The 17,085-nt window shown below is 66.9% G+C and carries 17 protein-coding genes; 11 read left to right on the forward strand and 6 right to left on the reverse strand.

The features are described from left to right. Positions 1-7 precede the first annotated feature (7 nt). The 7 genes from atpA to EV698_RS09150 are packed head-to-tail and all read left to right on the forward strand — an operon-like array spanning position 8 to position 8,845. A complete protein-coding gene (gene atpA / locus EV698_RS09120) occupies positions 8-1,549 on the forward strand; it encodes a F0F1 ATP synthase subunit alpha (protein ID WP_130503764.1) in 1,542 nt (513 codons plus the stop codon). A 22-nt stretch (positions 1,550-1,571) separates the two neighbouring features. Beyond that, positions 1,572-2,444 carry a F0F1 ATP synthase subunit gamma gene (atpG, locus tag EV698_RS09125; RefSeq protein ID WP_130503765.1) on the forward strand — a complete coding sequence of 291 codons (873 nt, stop codon included), beginning with the start codon at positions 1,572-1,574 and terminating at the stop codon, positions 2,442-2,444. 54 nt (positions 2,445-2,498) lie between these two features. After that, on the forward strand, positions 2,499-3,875 hold the full coding sequence (atpD, locus tag EV698_RS09130) for a F0F1 ATP synthase subunit beta (protein ID WP_130503766.1): 1,377 nt from the start codon (positions 2,499-2,501) through the stop codon (positions 3,873-3,875). A gap of 11 nt (positions 3,876-3,886) precedes the next feature. After that, positions 3,887-4,315, forward strand: coding sequence for a F0F1 ATP synthase subunit epsilon (locus EV698_RS09135; RefSeq protein WP_130503767.1), 429 nt, complete (start codon positions 3,887-3,889; stop codon positions 4,313-4,315). Between the two features lie 41 nt (positions 4,316-4,356). Then, complete coding sequence (glmU, locus tag EV698_RS09140) at positions 4,357-5,727, forward strand: bifunctional UDP-N-acetylglucosamine diphosphorylase/glucosamine-1-phosphate N-acetyltransferase GlmU (protein WP_130503768.1); 1,371 nt, start codon at positions 4,357-4,359, stop codon at positions 5,725-5,727. Between the two features lie 20 nt (positions 5,728-5,747). Continuing rightward, complete coding sequence (glmS, locus tag EV698_RS09145) at positions 5,748-7,580, forward strand: glutamine--fructose-6-phosphate transaminase (isomerizing) (protein ID WP_130503769.1); 1,833 nt, start codon at positions 5,748-5,750, stop codon at positions 7,578-7,580. Further along, positions 7,577-8,845 carry a hypothetical protein gene (locus EV698_RS09150; protein ID WP_130503770.1) on the forward strand — a complete coding sequence of 423 codons (1,269 nt, stop codon included), beginning with the start codon at positions 7,577-7,579 and terminating at the stop codon, positions 8,843-8,845. The genes glmS and EV698_RS09150 overlap by 4 nt, the downstream gene beginning before the upstream one ends. A 10-nt stretch (positions 8,846-8,855) precedes the next feature. Here EV698_RS09150 and EV698_RS09155 read toward each other — a convergent pair whose 3' ends face one another. After that, on the reverse strand, positions 8,856-9,320 hold the full coding sequence (locus EV698_RS09155) for a PAS domain-containing protein (RefSeq protein WP_130503771.1): 465 nt from the start codon (positions 9,318-9,320) through the stop codon (positions 8,856-8,858). After that, entirely contained in the window at positions 9,320-9,796 is a 477-nt protein-coding gene (locus tag EV698_RS09160) for an SRPBCC family protein (RefSeq protein ID WP_130503772.1), read from the reverse strand. The genes EV698_RS09155 and EV698_RS09160 overlap by 1 nt, the downstream gene beginning before the upstream one ends. A gap of 115 nt (positions 9,797-9,911) precedes the next feature. Between EV698_RS09160 and EV698_RS09165 the strand changes: the two genes are divergently transcribed. Further along, positions 9,912-10,379: a DUF4864 domain-containing protein gene (locus EV698_RS09165; protein WP_130503773.1), complete on the forward strand. Its 468-nt coding sequence runs from the start codon at positions 9,912-9,914 to the stop codon at positions 10,377-10,379. Between the two features lie 11 nt (positions 10,380-10,390). On the opposite strand, the gene EV698_RS09170 is transcribed toward EV698_RS09165, so the two are convergent. From EV698_RS09170 to EV698_RS09185, 4 genes are all read right to left on the reverse strand, one after another. After that, positions 10,391-10,813: an organic hydroperoxide resistance protein gene (locus EV698_RS09170; RefSeq protein ID WP_130503774.1), complete on the reverse strand. Its 423-nt coding sequence runs from the start codon at positions 10,811-10,813 to the stop codon at positions 10,391-10,393. An 18-nt stretch (positions 10,814-10,831) separates the two neighbouring features. Continuing rightward, entirely contained in the window at positions 10,832-11,230 is a 399-nt protein-coding gene (locus EV698_RS09175; RefSeq protein WP_130503775.1) for a PAS domain-containing protein, read from the reverse strand. 62 nt (positions 11,231-11,292) lie between these two features. Then, the gene (locus EV698_RS09180) at positions 11,293-12,099 is read right to left on the reverse strand and encodes a metal ABC transporter permease (protein WP_130503776.1); all 807 of its coding nucleotides are present in this window, start codon (positions 12,097-12,099) and stop codon (positions 11,293-11,295) included. After that, on the reverse strand, positions 12,089-12,844 hold the full coding sequence (locus tag EV698_RS09185) for a metal ABC transporter ATP-binding protein (RefSeq protein WP_239016249.1): 756 nt from the start codon (positions 12,842-12,844) through the stop codon (positions 12,089-12,091). The genes EV698_RS09180 and EV698_RS09185 overlap by 11 nt, the downstream gene beginning before the upstream one ends. 98 nt (positions 12,845-12,942) lie before the next feature. Between EV698_RS09185 and EV698_RS09190 the strand changes: the two genes are divergently transcribed. The 3 genes from EV698_RS09190 to uvrD are packed head-to-tail and all read left to right on the forward strand — an operon-like array spanning position 12,943 to position 17,083. Continuing rightward, positions 12,943-13,941, forward strand: coding sequence for a zinc ABC transporter substrate-binding protein (locus EV698_RS09190; RefSeq protein WP_239016250.1), 999 nt, complete (start codon positions 12,943-12,945; stop codon positions 13,939-13,941). 20 nt (positions 13,942-13,961) lie between these two features. After that, a complete protein-coding gene (locus EV698_RS09195) occupies positions 13,962-14,879 on the forward strand; it encodes a LysR substrate-binding domain-containing protein (protein WP_130503778.1) in 918 nt (305 codons plus the stop codon). Between the two features lie 29 nt (positions 14,880-14,908). Next, positions 14,909-17,083, forward strand: coding sequence for a DNA helicase II (gene uvrD / locus EV698_RS09200; RefSeq protein WP_130503779.1), 2,175 nt, complete (start codon positions 14,909-14,911; stop codon positions 17,081-17,083). The last annotated feature ends 2 nt before the right edge of the window (positions 17,084-17,085 follow it).

Genomic DNA, 17,085 nt, shown 5'->3' on the forward strand with positions numbered 1-17,085 from the left:
AGATTAGATGCAACTCAATTCCACGGAAATCAGTGACCTGATCAAACAGCGCATCGAGGGCTTCGAGTCCGTCGCCGAGGCGCGTAACGAGGGGACGGTGGTCAGTGTCAGCGATGGCATCATCCGTATCCACGGCATCAGCGATGTCATGCAGGGCGAGATGCTGGAACTGCCCGGCGAGACCTACGGCATGGCGCTCAACCTCGAGCGCGACTCGGTCGGCGCGGTTGTACTGGGTGATTACTCGCACCTCAACGAAGGCGACACCGTTCGCACGACGGGACGCATCCTCGAGGTGCCCATCGGCGAGGGGCTGCTCGGGCGTGTCGTCAATACGCTCGGTGAGCCGATCGACGGCAAGGGCGCCATCACCTTCGATCAGACCGCGCCCGTCGAGAAGGTCGCACCGGGTGTGATCGATCGCCAGTCGGTTGACCAGCCGGTTCAGACAGGGCTCAAGGCCATCGACTCGATGGTGCCGGTGGGACGCGGCCAGCGGGAGCTGATCATCGGCGACCGCCAGACCGGCAAGACGGCGGTGGCGGTCGACGCCATCATCAACCAGAAGAATACCGGCATTAAGTGCATCTACGTGGCGGTGGGCCAGAAGGCGTCCTCGATTGCCAACGTGGTCCGCAAGCTCGAAGAGCATGGTGCGCTCGACAACACCATCATCGTCGCCGCATCGGCAGCCGAGTCGGCAGCGCTGCAGTTCATTGCGCCCTACGCGGGCTGCACCATGGGCGAATTCTTCCGCGACCGGGGTGAAGACGCGCTGATCGTCTTCGATGATCTCTCCAAGCAGGCCGTGGCGTATCGCCAGGTGTCGCTGCTGCTGCGCCGGCCGCCGGGTCGCGAGGCCTTCCCCGGCGACGTCTTCTACCTCCATTCGCGGCTCCTCGAGCGGGCGGCGCGGATCAACGAGGCCGACGTCGAGCGGCGCACCAACGGCGAGGTCAAGGGCAAGACCGGGTCGCTAACCGCGCTCCCGATCATCGAGACTCAGGCCGGCGACGTCTCGGCATTCGTGCCGACCAACGTGATTTCCATCACCGACGGCCAGATCTACCTGGAGACCGACCTGTTTAACGCCGGTATCCGGCCGGCGATCAACGCCGGTCTGTCGGTGTCCCGCGTTGGCGGTTCGGCGCAGACCAAGATCGTCAAGAAGCTCGGTGGCGGTATCCGTCTCGCCCTCGCGCAGTATCGCGAGCTCGCGGCGTTCGCGCAGTTCGCCTCCGACCTCGACGAGTACACGCGCAAGCAGCTCGAGCGCGGTGAGCGCGCGATGGAAATCCTCAAGCAGGGTCAGTACGCCCCGCTGTCGGTGGCCTTTATGGCGCTGTCGCTGTTCGCCCTCAACGAGGGTTATCTCGACGATCTCGACAACAAGAAAGTCAGTGACTTCGAGGCCACTCTGCATCAGCATGTGGCGAACAACGCGGTCGAGCTCATGCAGAAGATCAACGACACCGGGGACTACACCGATGAAATCAAGGACCAGCTCACGGCGGTTCTCGATGATTTCAAGGCAACGGGTACCTGGTAAGGCACTTTAAGGCAGGAACGCCATGTCCGGCGCGAAAGAAATACGCACTCAGATCAAGAGTGTCGGCAACACGCAGAAGATCACCACGGCCATGGAGATGGTCGCGGCCTCGAAGATGCGTGGGGCGCAACAGCGCATGCAGGCCGCGCTTCCCTATGCCGACAAGATGCGCCAGGTCATCCGGCACCTGGCGCGGGCCAATCCGGAGTACCGGCATCCTTTCCTGACGGTGCCTGAAACCGAGGATCGGGTCGGATATATCGTTATATCCAGCGACCGCGGGCTCTGCGGCGGACTCAACAACAACCTGTTCCGTACGATGATCAAGGATCTGCGAGAGCAGGAGGCCGCCGGTCGCGAGGTCCGCCTGTGCACCGTCGGTTCGAAGGGGATCCAGTTCTTCAGCCGCCTGCCGCCGACGATCATTGCCGAGGTCTCGCAGCTCGGCGACAAGCCGGCGCTGGCCGATATCATCGGCACGGTCAAGGTAATGATGGATCAGTACGCGGAGGGAAGCCTCGATCGGGTCGTCCTCTGCTACAACCGTTTCGTCAATACGATGACGCAGAAGCCGGTGATGGAGCAGATCCTGCCGCTGCCGATAACCGAGGACGACGACAGCACCCGCTCCGCCCACAGCTGGGACTATCTCTACGAGCCGTCCCCGGCCGAGGCGCTGGATCAGCTCCTCGAGCGGTATATCGAGTCCCTGGTTTTCCAGGCCGTGGTCGAGAACATCGCCTGTGAACAGGCCGCACGCATGGTGGCCATGAAGTCCGCTTCCGATAACGCCGGCAAACTGATCGACGACCTGAATCTCGCCTATAACAAGGCGCGTCAGGCGGCGATTACCACGGAGCTCTCCGAGATCGTGGCCGGCGCCGAAGCCGTCTAGCGTGAACGGCTATCCACAACTGAATACAATGCTTTCGCGAAGAGGAACCGCCCTATGAGTTCAGGAAAGGTCGTCCAGATCATCGGTGCCGTGGTGGACATTGAGTTCCCCCGCGACTCCGTCCCGAAGATCTATGACGCACTCGATATCAAGGCCAACAACCTGGTCCTCGAGGTGCAGCAGCAGACCGGCGACGGCGTCGTTCGGGCCATCGCCATGGGCACTACCGACGGCCTCCAGCGCGGTGTCGAGGTGACCAACTCGGGGGAACCGATCTCCGTACCGGTGGGCGAGAAGACGCTCGGGCGCATCATGAATGTGCTTGGTGAGCCCGTCGACGAGGTCGGTGACGTCGGCGCGGAGCAGCGCTGGCCGATCCACCGCAAGGCTCCGTCCTACGCCGAGCAGGCCGGATCCACCGAGCTGCTCGAGACCGGCATCAAGGTCATCGACCTGCTCTGCCCGTTCGCCAAGGGCGGCAAGGTCGGCCTGTTCGGGGGTGCCGGTGTCGGCAAGACCGTCAACATGATGGAGCTGATTCGCAATATCGCCACCGAGCATGCCGGTTACTCGGTGTTCGCCGGTGTCGGTGAGCGGACCCGCGAGGGTAACGACTTCTACCACGAGATGAAGGACTCCGACGTCCTCGACAAGGTGGCACTGGTCTACGGGCAGATGAACGAGCCGCCGGGCAACCGCCTGCGTGTCGCGCTGACCGGCCTGACCATGGCGGAGTTCTTCCGTGACGAAGGCCGCGACGTGCTGATGTTCATCGACAACATCTACCGCTACACCCTCGCTGGTGTCGAGGTCTCCGCCCTGCTCGGCCGCATGCCGTCGGCGGTGGGTTATCAGCCGACCCTGGCCGAGGAGATGGGCGTCCTGCAGGAGCGCATCACCTCCACCCAGAAGGGCTCGATCACGTCGATCCAGGCGGTCTACGTGCCGGCGGACGACCTCACCGACCCGTCGCCCGCAACCACCTTCGCGCATCTCGACGCCACCATCGTGCTGGCCCGCTCGATCGCCGAGCTGGGTATCTACCCGGCCGTCGACCCGCTCGACTCCACCTCGCGGCAGCTCGACCCGCAGGTGGTCGGCCAGGAGCACTACGATACGGCGCAGGACGTCCAGCAGGTACTGCAGCGCTACAAGGAGCTGCAGGACATCATCGCCATCCTCGGCATGGACGAGCTCTCCGAAGAGGACAAGCAGAGCGTGACGCGGGCCCGGAAACTCCAGCGGTTCCTGTCGCAGCCCTTCTTCGTGGCCGAGGTCTTCACGGGCGCGCCCGGCAAATACGTGTCGCTCAAGGAGACCATTCGTGGCTTCCGTGCCATCGTCGACGGCGAGCATGACGATCTGCCGGAGCAGGCGTTCTACATGGTCGGCACGATCGACGAGGCCGTCGAGAAGGCCCGCAACCTGTAAGGAAGGCCGCTATGGCGACTACCATGCATATCGACATCGTGAGCGCCGAGGAGTCGGTTCACTCCGGCACGGCCTCTTTCGTCTCGGCACGGGCCGTCGGTGGCGAGGTCGGCATCTACCCGCGCCACGTCCCGCTGCTCGTGCAGCTGAAGCCGGGCGAGGTCACGGTGCGCGATGAATCCGGGGAAGACCAGTTCTTCTACGTCTCCGGCGGTACCATGGAGGTCCAGCCGGACGTGGTGACGGTGCTCGCCGACGCCGCGACACGCGCCCGGGATATTGACGAGGCCGCCGCGGAGCAGGCGCGCAAGCGGGCCGAAGATGCCCTCGCCAATCGCAGCAGCGAGATGGATTACGCCCGCGCCCAGGCCGAACTGGTCGAGGCCGCCGCCCAGCTACGAACCGTCCAGAAAATCCGCAAGGCCGCCAACCGGACCTGATCCCCGGCTGGACGGCCCTCCGGGGGGCGGGAAGGAGTCCCATGTCCAGTCCACCACTCAGCATCGTTGTCCTCGCCGCCGGCGAGGGCAAGCGCATGCGCTCCCGGCGGCCCAAGGTGCTCCAGCCCGTCGCGGGTCGTCCCATGCTCGATCACGTCCTCGAGACGGCCCGTCAGCTCCAGCCCCGGTCCATCCACGTCATTCACGGCCATGGCGGCGAGGCGGTGCAGGCGGCGTTCCCCGATCCCGATCTGCACTGGGTCTACCAGGCGCAGCGCCTCGGCACCGGCCATGCCGTACAGCAGGCACTGCCGCATATCCCCGACACCCACCAGGTGCTGGTGCTCTGTGCCGATGTACCGCTGACGCGTCCGCAGACGCTGCAGGCGCTGGTGGCCGAGGCCGGATCGGGCGTGTCGTTGCTGACGGTCGTGCTCGACGACCCCACCGGCTACGGCCGGATCCTGCGCGATGCCGACGGCACAGTCAGTGGCATCGTCGAGCAGAAGGATGCCACGGCCGAGCAGCAGCGGCTTAGCGAGGTCAACACCGGCGTGCTCTGCCTGCCCGCCGGGCCTCTGCGGCGGTGGCTCGACACGCTCGACACCGGTAACGCCCAGGGCGAGTACTACCTCACCGACTGTATCGCGATGGCGCACGACGAGGGCCGGGCCGTGCAGCCGATCGCCTGCGCCGACCCGCGCGAGGTACAGGGCGTTAACGACCGCGAGCAGCTGGCGACAGTGGAACGGGCCTGCCAGCAGCGCCAGGCGCGGACCCTGATGCGCGATCACGGCCTCGGCCTTGCCGATCCGGCGCGCTTTGATCTGCGCGGCACTCTCACCGTGGGCGAGGACTGCTTCATCGATGTCGACGCCATTATCGAAGGTGAGGTCACCCTCGGCGACGGTGTCCGGATCGGGCCTTTCACCCGGCTGCAGGATTGCAGCGTCGCCTCGGGCACCGAGGTACTCGCGCACTGCGACATCGAGGCGGCGGAGATCGGCAGCGACTGCCGGATCGGGCCTTTCGCACGCCTGCGACCGGGAACCATACTGGCGGCGTCGGCCCGCGTCGGCAATTTCGTCGAGGTCAAGCAGGCGCGGATCGGTGCGGGCAGCAAGATCAATCACCTGTCCTACGTCGGGGATGCACGAATCGGTGCCGACGTGAACGTCGGTGCCGGGACCATTACCTGCAACTACGACGGCCGCGACAAGCATGTCACGCAGGTCGATGACGGGGTCTTCATCGGCTCCAACAGCGCGCTGGTCGCACCGGTACACATTGCGTCGGGCGCCACGATCGGCGCCGGCACGATACTGCGGGACGATGTCGCCGCCGACAGCCTCGCCGTGGATCGGGGTCACGTCCGCCAGATCGCTGGCTGGGGCGCCCGGCGCGACGGATAATTCGATAAGGGGGAAACCGGATGTGTGGAATCGTCGGAGCGATCGCGGAAAGGGATGTCGCCCCCATTCTGCTCGAGGGTCTGCGGCGGCTCGAATACCGGGGCTACGACTCCGCCGGGCTGGCACTCCTTGATGCAGCCGGCGAGCTGCACCGGCACCGCGCCGTCGGCAAGGTCGAGGTCCTGGCGGCCGCGCAGGCGGCCCGGCCCCACAGCGGTGGGGTGGGCATCGCGCATACCCGCTGGGCCACCCATGGCGCCCCCACCGAGGCGAATGCCCATCCCCATGTCGCCCGCGATGAAGTGGCGATCGTCCACAACGGCATCATCGAGAACCATGAGGCCCTGCGCGAGCGCCTGACCGCGGCCGGTTACACCTTCGAATCGCAGACCGATACCGAGGCGGTGGTGAATGCCGTCCACGAGCGACTCGACGGTGGAGATGACCTGCTCGCCGCCACGCAGGGAGTCATTGCCGAACTCACCGGCGCCTATGCGCTGGGGGTGATCGCCCGACGTGATCCGCATCGCCTGATCGTGGCGCGGCGGGGCAGCCCGCTGGTGATCGGCGTGGGCATCGGCGAGCACTTCATCGCCTCCGATGTCGCCGCCCTGCTGCCGGTGACCCGGCGCTTCATCGATCTCGAGGAAGGCGACGTCGCCGAGCTCACCCGCGAAGCGGTACGGGTGTTCGACGCCGACGGCCACCCCGTCGAGCGCCCGATCCGGACCTCCGATCTCACCGCCGATGCCGTCGAGCGCGGGGCGTTCCGGCACTTCATGGCCAAGGAGATCCACGAGCAACCGAATGCCGTTGCCGAGACACTCGAGGGGCGGGTGGCCGATGATCGCATCCTGCCCGAGGCCCTCGGCCCGGCGGCGACGCAACTGCTCGGCGATGCCCGGCGGATCCAGATCGTCGCCTGCGGGACCAGCTATCACGCCGGCCTGGTCGCCCGTTACTGGTTCGAGTCCATCGCCGGGCTGCCCTGCGATGTCGAGGTGGCAAGCGAATTCCGCTACCGCCGCCACGTGGTATCGCCGGGGACTGTGTTTGTCACCCTGTCCCAGTCCGGGGAGACCGCCGATACCCTCGCCGCGCTGCGCGAGGCGAAGACCCTCGGATACCTCGCGACCCTGGCGATCTGCAACGTCCCCGAGAGTTCGCTGGTCCGCGAATCCGACCTGGTCATGATGACCCGGGCGGGGCCGGAGATCGGCGTTGCCTCCACCAAGGCCTTTACCACCCAGCTCGCCGCGCTGTTGCTCACGGTCATCGCCGCCGGCCGGGCCCATGGCCTGGCGCGCGACGAGGAAGCGCGCCTGATCCGGGCGCTGCGCCAGATCCCGCGCCAGATCGAGACGGTGCTGGGCCTCGAGTCACGCATCGAAACGCTCGCCGAGGCCTTCATTGACAAGCATCACACGCTGTTCCTGGGCCGCGGGACACAGTACCCGATTGCGATGGAGGGCGCGCTCAAGCTCAAGGAAATCTCCTACATCCACGCCGAGGCCTACCCCGCGGGCGAGCTCAAACACGGGCCCCTGGCCCTGGTGGATGCCGATATGCCGGTGGTTACCGCCGCACCCAACAACGAGCTGGTGGAAAAGCTCAAGTCCAACCTCCAGGAGGTGCGCGCCCGGGGCGGGCGGCTGTACGTGTTTGCCGACCCCGCGGCGGCGCCGGCCGCCTCGGCGGATTGCCAGGTGATCGCCCTGCCATCGGTGGACGAGGTCGTCGCCCCGCTGCTCTACACCATTCCGTTTCAGCTGCTTGCCTACCACGTCGCCGTCCTCAAGGGGACCGATGTCGACAAGCCGCGTAACCTCGCGAAGTCCGTCACCGTCGAGTGACAACGCTCGCGGGGTTGCTGCTAGGGGCCTGTGTCGCCATCAGCGCCATCGCCAGCCTGACCGGCTGGCTGCCGCTGCTGGCGGCGGGGATACCCGCCTGGCTGGCGGGCATAATCCTCTGGCCGGGCGTCCCCCGGCGTATCCGCATCCAGAGCACGGTGCTCCTTGGCGTCGGCGGCCTGGGGCTCGCCGTTGGCGGGGTGGCCGATGGCGCGGTGGACTGGCGCACGGCGATCGCCGGCAATGCGCTGCTGATCGCCATGCTCGCCGCGGTGAGTTTCCTGCGCCTGATTGCGGTGCCGCCTACCGCCGAGTCGGCCGATGTCCCGCAGGGTCGGCGCAGCCTCGTTACCACACTCGCCGGTGTGCACCTGTTCGGATCGGTGGTGAACCTGCCCACCGTGTTCATCATGGCGAGGCGCATGAGCGACGGTCATACCCTGACGCGCCAGCAGGCCATCACACTGGTGCGCGGGTTCGGCAGCGCCGCCTTCTGGTCGCCCTTTTTCGCCGCCATGGCCGCGGCGCTGACCTACGCGCCGGGCGCCCGGCTGCCGCTGCTCCTCCTCTTCGGGATACCGCTGGCGCTGGCGGCGCTTTTGCTGACGTTCCGCGACGTGAGCGCGCTGGATGTCGATGCCTTCAGTGGCTACCCGATCAACTTCAGCAGCCTCTGGCTGCCCGGCCTGCTGGGCCTCGCGATCCTGCTGGCGCACAGCTGGCGGCCGTCGTTGTCGGTGCTGGGGCTGATCGCCCTGCTCGCACCGACGGTGACGGCGGCAGCGCTGGCGGTAACCCATCGCCAGCCGGCCCGGGTGCTGGCCGAGCATGTCCGCACGGGCCTGCCGGCGATGCGTGGTGAGCTGGTCCTGTTCCTGTCGGCGGGGGTCATGGCGGCCGGCCTGATGAGCCTGGTGGCGGTGACCGGCTTTTCGCTGCCGTTTGACCGTTTCGGCGCACTGGAGGCGGGGTTGTTGCTGACCGGCCTGGTGGCGTTGTCCATCGTCGGGGTGCATCCGGTGATCGGAGTCGCCGCGGCGGCGGCGGTCGTGGCGCCGCTCGACCCCGATCCCAGCCTGCTGGCGAGCTGTTTCCTGGCCGCCTGGGGAATCGGTGTGGCGGTGAGCCCGCTGTCCGCCCTGAGCCTGGCGCTGCAGGGCGCCTATGACCTGCGGGCCCTGCAGCTATTGCGCTGGAACCTGCCCTACGCGGCGATCATGATCGCCACTGCCGCGGCGTTGTTCCTGCTGCACCCCGGCGGCTGATCCGCCGGATTCACTCGGCGGGGGTGTTATCCCCCTTTTTGAACAGATCGGCCATCCGGTCGGCCTCCTCGCGGGCCGAGACGATGGGGGTGATGTCGTACTGGACGCCGAGGTAGTAGAGCAGCTGACCGTTCTCGTCGAGCAGCGGCTGGACGGTCAGCTGGTTGTGGAACAGCTCGCCGTTCTTGCGGTAGTTGCGCAGCACCACCTCGACCCGCGAATGCGTCTTCATGGCCTCGCGGATCGTCTCCAGACCGGGCTGGTCGCGGTCATCGCCATGCAGGAACCGGCAGTTGCGGCCGATGATCTCGTCCTGCCCGTAGCCGGTGATGTCCTCGAACACCTTGTTGGCGAACACGATCGGATTGTCCGGCTGATCGGGATCGGACAGCGTGATGCCGTTCACGCAGGTATCGAGGATCTGGGTGAGGACGTTGGGGATGATCCCCGGGTCTTTCTCCGGTGTGAATTCCATCACTGCTCTCCTGAGGGGGCACGAGCGGTATCGGGCGTCTCCGATTCCACCAGTTGTTTGAGGTTGCGGGCGACACGATCTACGCCGGTCTGGACGGCGTGCGTGATGAGTTTCTCGAAGGGCCGGAAGGCGAGGCCCAGTTGCCCGAGCTCGAAGCGGAAGGTGAGCCGGGTCACGTCATCACCCTCGGCGGTGAACCAGAAATCGATGTAGTAGGGGTCTTTCACACCCTGGAAGCCGATGTGCTCATTGGGCTCAAGGGCGACGACCTCGAAATCCGTCGTGGTGCGACGACCCTGATCGACCCGCATCTGTCGGCCGCGCCAGCCCTTGACCAGCGGGCCCTCGGACAACGGTTTGAGGCTTTTCACCTCGGGCGACCAGCGCGGATAGTTTTGGACAAAGTCGTCGACGACGAACGAAAACACCACGGGACTGGGTCGGCGGATCATCGCGGTTGCGCTGGTTTTGACCATGATTCTCCCCGGCGCTTATTCGCCAGCCTTGATGTCTGCACTGTAACCCGATGTCGAAGAATTCCGGAACCGCGTTGTCACACCAGTGTGACCATTAACCGAGGGATTAATCGCCATGCCTTATTTTCGATTGTTTGCCGGCCTGATGGCCAGCTGCATCCTCGCCACCCCCGCCGCTGCCAGCGAGCCCGCCGTCCCCGGTCCGGATCTGACCGCCCGGGAGGTCGTGGACATCCAGCTACGGGCACTCAGCGACAATGATGACCCCGTCCCCGACGCCGGAATCGAGCAGGTCTGGGCGTTTGCCCACCCCGATAACCGCGCCGTGACCGGCCCCCTGCCGCGGTTCAAGCGGATGATCAAGGGACGGGGTTACGGCGTGTTGATCAACCACTCCCGTGCCGAAGTGGAGGCCCTGGGCGAGGGGCCTAACCGTGCCGTCTACCGGGTGCGGGTCGTGGCCCGTGATGGCGGTTTCCATCGCTTTCGCTGGCAACTCGAGAAGGCGTCCCTCGATGCCGGCGAGGCCTGGATGACCACCGGCGTGACGCCGGGCCGCGATACCGGTGAGAAGATGCTCTGAGGGCGTCCCGCTCAGGCGAGCGTCGTGGTGACGTCGATATTGCCCCGAGTGGCATAGGAATAGGGGCAGACCACGTGGGCGGCCTCGACGAGCCTTTCGGCGTCGGCGCGCTCGACGCCCGGCAGATCAACGGACAGGTCGACGCCGATGGCAAAGCCCTCGCCATCGTCACGCTTGCCCAGCGACACCTTGGCGGTGACCTGTGTCTCGGACGGCACCTTGATGCCCGCCTGGCCGCCGGCGAACTGCATGGCGCCGAGGAAGCAGGCCGAATAGCCACAGGCGAACAGCTGTTCCGGATTGGTGCCGTCGCCGCCGGGGCCGCCGAGTTCCTTCGGCGCGGTGAGCTTGACGTCGAGTGAGCCGTCGCTGATAGCGGCGTGCCCGTCGCGGCCGCCGTTGGCGGTACCGGTGGTGGTGTAGAGGACTTCCATGCGATTAACTCCTGTTGCTTAGATTCGGCCGGTGACGTCGTACTGGACGGCGACATGGTGGGTGACCCGTCCGTCCTGGCGGACCGGGACGACCTTCCACTCGAGGATGAACTCGCTGCCATCCTTGCGGTAGTTGACGGTCTCGCCGTGGAACACTTCGCCACGGCGGATCTGTTCGCCGAGGCGCTGGAGGACGGCGGACTCGGTCTTCGGCCCCTGCAGCATCCCCGGGGTCCGGCCGACGACCTCGTCGGCGGTATAGCCGGTGATCTCGGTAAACGCCGGGTTGACGTAGATAATCGGCCCGGCGCTGCCGTCCTCGGCGGCCTCGGTGATCGTGATGGCGTTCAGCGAGTGATCGGCGGTCGCCTTGAAAAGCGCGTTGCCGAGGGGTTCATCGATTTCGGGACTGTCCATTCCAGCGTGCTCCGTAGTGGTTGGGATTTACTACTTTACGCTCCCAGCCACGGGGGGGTGTGTCAAATACCGGCGTGGCGGCGGGACAGGCCACGGGCCAGGGTATTGAGGAGCGCGAACAGGATCGCGGCGACGCAGACGATGCTCGGCCCGGTGGGCGTATCGAGGTTCCATGATCCCCACATGCCGCCGAGCACCGAGACCGTCCCGACCACCGCCGCGATCAGCGCCATGCGCTCGGGCGTGTGACTGAACGGCCGGGCACTGGCGGCGGGGATGATCAGCAGGGCCGCGATCAGCAGTACGCCCACCACCTTGATCGCTACCGCCACCACGATGGCCAGCGCGACGGTCAGGATCAGCCGCTCGCGACTCGGATCGATGCCCTCGGCATGGGCCATCTCGGTGCTCACGGTGGCCAGCAACAGCGATTGCCAGCGCCACAGCGTCAGTCCCAGCACCAGCAGCGAGCCGGTCCAGATAATGGCCAGGTCGGTGCGACCGACGGCGAGGATGTCGCCGAACAGGTAGGCCATCAGATCGATGCGCACGTCGCTCAGGAACGACACCGCGACCAGCCCGAAGGCCAGCGATGAATGCGCCATGACCCCCAGCAGTGTATCCATGGCATAACCGCGGTCGGTGAGCAGGCTGACCGTCACCGCCATCAGCAGTGACACCGCCAGCACCCCGGCGAATACCGACATCGACAGCGCCAGCGACAAGGCAACGCCGAGCACGGCGGCATGGGCGGTTGCCGCGCCGAAGAAGGCCATCCGCCGCCAGACCACGAAACACCCCAGCGGTGCCGCGGCCAGGACCACGCCCAGGCCGGCGAGGGTCGCCCGCACCATGAAGTCATCCAGCATGGTCATGCTCCGTCGCCGGGGCATGGGGGTGGTGATCGGGATTGTGGCGGAAGATGGCGAGCGCCTCCTCGTCGTCGGTGCCGAACAGGGCACGGTACTCAGGCGCGGCCGTCACCGCCTCGGGACGCCCCTGGCAGCAGATGTGGTGGTTGAGGCAGATCACCCGGTCGGCGGCGCGCATGACGACGTGGAGGTCGTGACTGACCAGCAGGATGCCGCAGCCCAGGCGGTCGCGGAGTTGCTCGAGCTGGCGGTAGAAGTCCGCCGTGCCGGTCTGATCGAGCCCCTGCGAGGCCTCATCGAGCATGAGCAGATTGGGCTCGTCGATCAGGGCCCGCGCCATCAGCGCACGCTGGAACTGGCCGCCGGACAGCGAGGCCAGCGCCGTATCGGCGCGGCCGGGGATGCCGGCCTGCGCGAGCGCCTGGTCGATGGTCGCCCGGTCATGACGGCGTGGCAGGTTGAGGAACCGCCGCACGCTCAGCGGCAGCGTCGGGTCGATATGCAGCCGCTGCGGGACATAGCCCAGGCGTAGGTCGTCGGCGCGCCGGATATGGCCGCTATCGATGGCAAGGGCGCCGATCAGCGCTCGCAGCAGGGTCGACTTCCCCGAGCCGTTGGGCCCGACCACGGTGACGATCTCGCCGGCACGCAGGCGCAGGGTGATGTCCTCGAGGATGTGATTGCCACCGATACGGACGTTGAGGGCCTGCGCCTCGATCAGCGGGGTCTGTGGGTGCGTCATGATGGACGAGGAAGTTGCCATAGCCGTGGTTGTTCGAAAAGGCTTGATATTATCGTTATAGTATAGCATTACATTTACGCCTGTTGAGGAGTCATCCCGTGAATCATTTGTATCGATCCGACCGGACGCGCCGCACGGCGCTGGCCCTGGGGCTGATGGTAACCGCCCTGGCCGCGCCGGTGTCCGCTGCCCCCCAGGTCGCCACCGATATCGCCCCCGTCCACTCACTGGTCAGCCGGGTGATGGATGGCGTCGGTGAACCGTCGCTGGTGATCCAGCCGGGCGCCTCGCCGCACAACTATTCCCTGCGCCCGTCCGAGGCCGGTGCGCTGGAATCGGCCGACGTGGTCTTCTGGGTCGGCGATGAGCTGACGCCCTGGCTGACCGGAGCCCTGGACAATCTCGCGGGCGATGCCCGGCAGGTGGCACTGCTGCACACGGAGGGCACCGAGCGCTACGCCTTCCGTGACCGTGTGCTGGCCGAGGCCGGCGGGCATGACGACCACGGGCACGAGTCGCACAGCGATGATGGCCACGACGACCACGGTGACCATGGCGAAGAGGGACATAACGACGGCCGTATCGACCCGCATGCCTGGCTGGATCCGGCCAATGCCCGTCACTGGGCGGGCCTGATCGCCGAGACCCTCGCGGCGGAGGATCCCGCCAACGCGGATCAGTACCGCGAGAATGCCGAGGCGGTCCGCGCTGACATCAATGACATGATGGGGGACATCCGTGCGGCGGTGGAACCGGTCTCGGACGTCCCCTTCGTGGTCTTCCACGACGCTTACCAGTACTTCGAGCGGCGCTTCGGCATGAATACCGTGGGCGCGATCTCGCTCAGTGATGCCAGCGATCCGAGCCCGGCGCATATTGCCGAGATCCGCACCGTCGTCGATCGCCACGATGTGCAGTGCGTGTTCGCCGAGCCGCAGTTCAACCCGCAGCTTGTCGAGACCGTTCTGGGCGGGACCGATGCCCGCACCGGCGTGCTCGACCCGCTCGGCAGTGATATCGCCGTCGGTGACGAGTTCTACGCCACCCTGATCAATCAACTCGGCGAGCGCCTGGTGTCCTGCCTCGAGGGAAGCTGATGCGCTAGACTCGCGGAGCTATGAACCATGTCAACTTCCGCGATCTGCGCTACCTGGTCGCCGTCGCCGACCATCAGCACTTCGGTCGGGCGTCGGCGGCCTGCTATGTCAGCCAGCCGACGCTCAGCACCCAGATCAAGAAGCTCGAGGGCTATCTCGGGGTGCAGCTGGTCGAGCGCACCAGCAAGCGGGTCCTGGTGACCCCCGTCGGGCAGATGATCACCGAGCGTGCCCGCCAGGTGCTCAACGAGGTCGATGACCTGGTCAGCGTCGCCCGGGCCGCCGGCGACCCCATGAGCGGTGATCTGCGCATCGGCATCATCCCGACGCTGGGGCCGTACCTGATCCCGCATCTCTTCCCGGTCCTGCAGGCGCAGTACCCGAAACTGCGGATGCTGCTCCACGAGGAGCGCACCCGCGGGCTGGTCGAGCGGCTGCAGGAAGGTACGCTGGATGCCGCCATCATGGGGGTGCCGGTGCCCGACGAGGGGCTGGTCGCCCGGTCGCTTTTCCAGGAGCCGTTCGAGGTGGCACTGCCAATCGACCATCCGCTGGCGGCGCAGTCCAGTATCGGCCGGCACGACCTTGACGGCACGTCCATGCTGCTGCTCGAAGAGGGTCACTGCATGCGCGACCAGGCCCTCGATTTCTGCTCGCGGGTGGGTGCCCGCCAGGAGCAGGACTTCCGGGCCACCAGCCTCGAGACCCTGCGCCAGATGGTGGCCACCGGCGCCGGCGTCACCCTGATGCCGACCCTGGCCGTGCAGGCCGCCGGCACCCAGACCGAGGGGCTTGTCGTGCGGCCATTCGCCGGCCCACCGCCGGTGCGCGAGCTGGCGATCTATCGCCGTCGCGGCTGTGCCCGCGAGCCGGTGATCAGTGCGCTTGCCGAGCTCATCCGCGATTTGCCGCCGGTGAGGGCACTGCCCGCCACCTAGTTCCGGGGCGCGCTGATATACTCGCAGGAATGGAAGTCTCCGATCTGATCGACCCGCTTAATCCCGCCCAGCGCGAGGCCGTGACCGCGCCGCTGGGTCATGCCCTGGTACTCGCCGGTGCCGGCAGTGGCAAGACCCGTGTCCTCACCCACCGGGCCGCATGGCTGGTCCGGGTGGAGGGCGCCACGCCCTGGAACCTGCTGGCGGTGACGTTCACCAACAAGGCCGCCGCCGAGATGCGCGGGCGCATCGAGGAGCGCCTCGGGATCAGCCGCTCGGGCCTGTGGGTGGGGACATTCCACGGCCTCAGCCACCGCCTGCTGCGCCTGCACTGGCAGGAGGCGGGTCTGCCACAGGGCTTCCAGATCCTCGACAGCGAGGATCAGCGGCGGCTCGTGAAACGGGTCATGCGCGATCTCGAGCTCGACGAGAATCGCTGGCCGGTGCGCCAGCTGCAGGGCTTCATCAACGCCCGCAAGGATGCCGGCGAGCGCGCCGAGGACCTCGACAGCGCCGATCCGTACACCGGGCAGATGGCCCGGGTCTACGCCGCCTACGAGCAGGCCTGCCGCAGCGCCGGCGTGGTCGATTTCGCCGAGCTGATGCTGCGCACGGTGGAGATGCTCCAGAACCACCTCGAGCTGCTCGGTCACTACCGGCGCCGCTTCCGCCACGTCCTGGTGGACGAGTTCCAGGACACCAACGGCATCCAGTACGAATGGCTCAAGCTCCTCGCCGGGCCGGAGTCGGATGTGTTCATCGTCGGCGATGACGACCAGTCGATCTATGGCTGGCGCGGCGCCCGGGTGGAGAACCTGGAGCGCTTCCGCAAGGATTACACCAACACCCGGGTGCTGCGGCTCGAGCAGAACTACCGCTCCACCCGCACCATCCTCGATGCCGCCAATACGCTGATCGCCCGCAACAGCGATCGCCTGGGCAAAAAGCTCTGGACCGAGGGCGAGGCGGGCGAGCCCATCGCCCTCTATGCCGCGTTCAACGAGCAGGACGAGGCGCGCTTCGTGGTGGAACGGCTGATGGCCATGGTCGACGAGCAGGGCCTGGCGCGCAGCGATATCGCCATCCTGTACCGCTCCAACGCCCAGTCACGGACTTTCGAGGAGGCGCTGATGGCCCGGCGCGTGCCGTACCGGGTCTACGGCGGTTTGCGGTTCTTCGAGCGTGCCGAGATCAAGGACGCCCTGGCCTATCTGCGCCTGATCGCAAACCGCGACGACAGCGCCGCGCTGGAGCGCGTCATCAACACTCCCACCCGCGGCATCGGCAACCGCACCGTCGAGACCCTGCGCATCGCCGCGCGTGACCAGGACATCAGTCTCTGGGCCGCGGCGCGCGGACTGGTCACCCACGGCGGCGGCCTGCCGGCGCGTGCCGGCAATGCGCTGCGGGCGTTCCTCGACCTGATCGACGGCCTGGCGGCGGAGACCGCCGAGGTGGCCCTGCCCGAGCGGATCGAGACGATGCTGACGCGAACCGGGCTGCGCGCCCATCTGGGCAAGGACAGCTCGGACCGGGCCCAGGACCGGCTCGAGAACCTCGACGAGCTGATTACCGCGGCCGGCAACTTCGAGCAGGACACCAGCGTCGAGGCGGAGATGGAGCCGCTCACCGCCTTCCTCGCCCACGCCGCGCTGGAGGCGGGCGAGGGACAGGCCGGCGCCTGGGAGGACTGCGTGCAGCTGATGACCCTGCACTCGGCGAAGGGACTGGAGTTCCCGGTGGTCTTCCTCGCCGGGCTCGAGGAAGGGCTGTTTCCGCACCGCATGTCGGTGGAGGAGCCGGGCCGGCTCGAGGAGGAGCGCCGCCTTGCCTACGTGGGCATCACCCGCGCCCGGCAGCGGCTGCTGATTACCTATGCCGAGCGCCGCCGCCTGCATGGCCGGGACGATTTCGCCATCGCCTCGCGGTTCATCCGCGAACTGCCCCCGGCGCTGGTGGACGAGGTCCGGGCGCGGTTCTCGGTCACCGGCCCGAACGCCGCCGGGAGCGGCCTCGGGGAAGAGGCCGCCACCGCCACCGAGGCCGCGTTCGGGCTCGGCGAGCGCGTCCAGCACAGCCGCTTCGGCGAGGGTGTCGTGCTCGACTGCGAGGGCAACGGCCCCAACGCCCGTGTCCAGGTCAACTTCAACGATGCGGGCACCAAATGGCTGGTCGCCGCCTACGCCAACCTGGAACGGATCTGAGA

The sequence above is a fragment of the Spiribacter vilamensis genome (genome assembly GCF_004217415.1).
In the GTDB taxonomy this organism is placed as follows: domain Bacteria; phylum Pseudomonadota; class Gammaproteobacteria; order Nitrococcales; family Nitrococcaceae; genus Spiribacter; species Spiribacter vilamensis.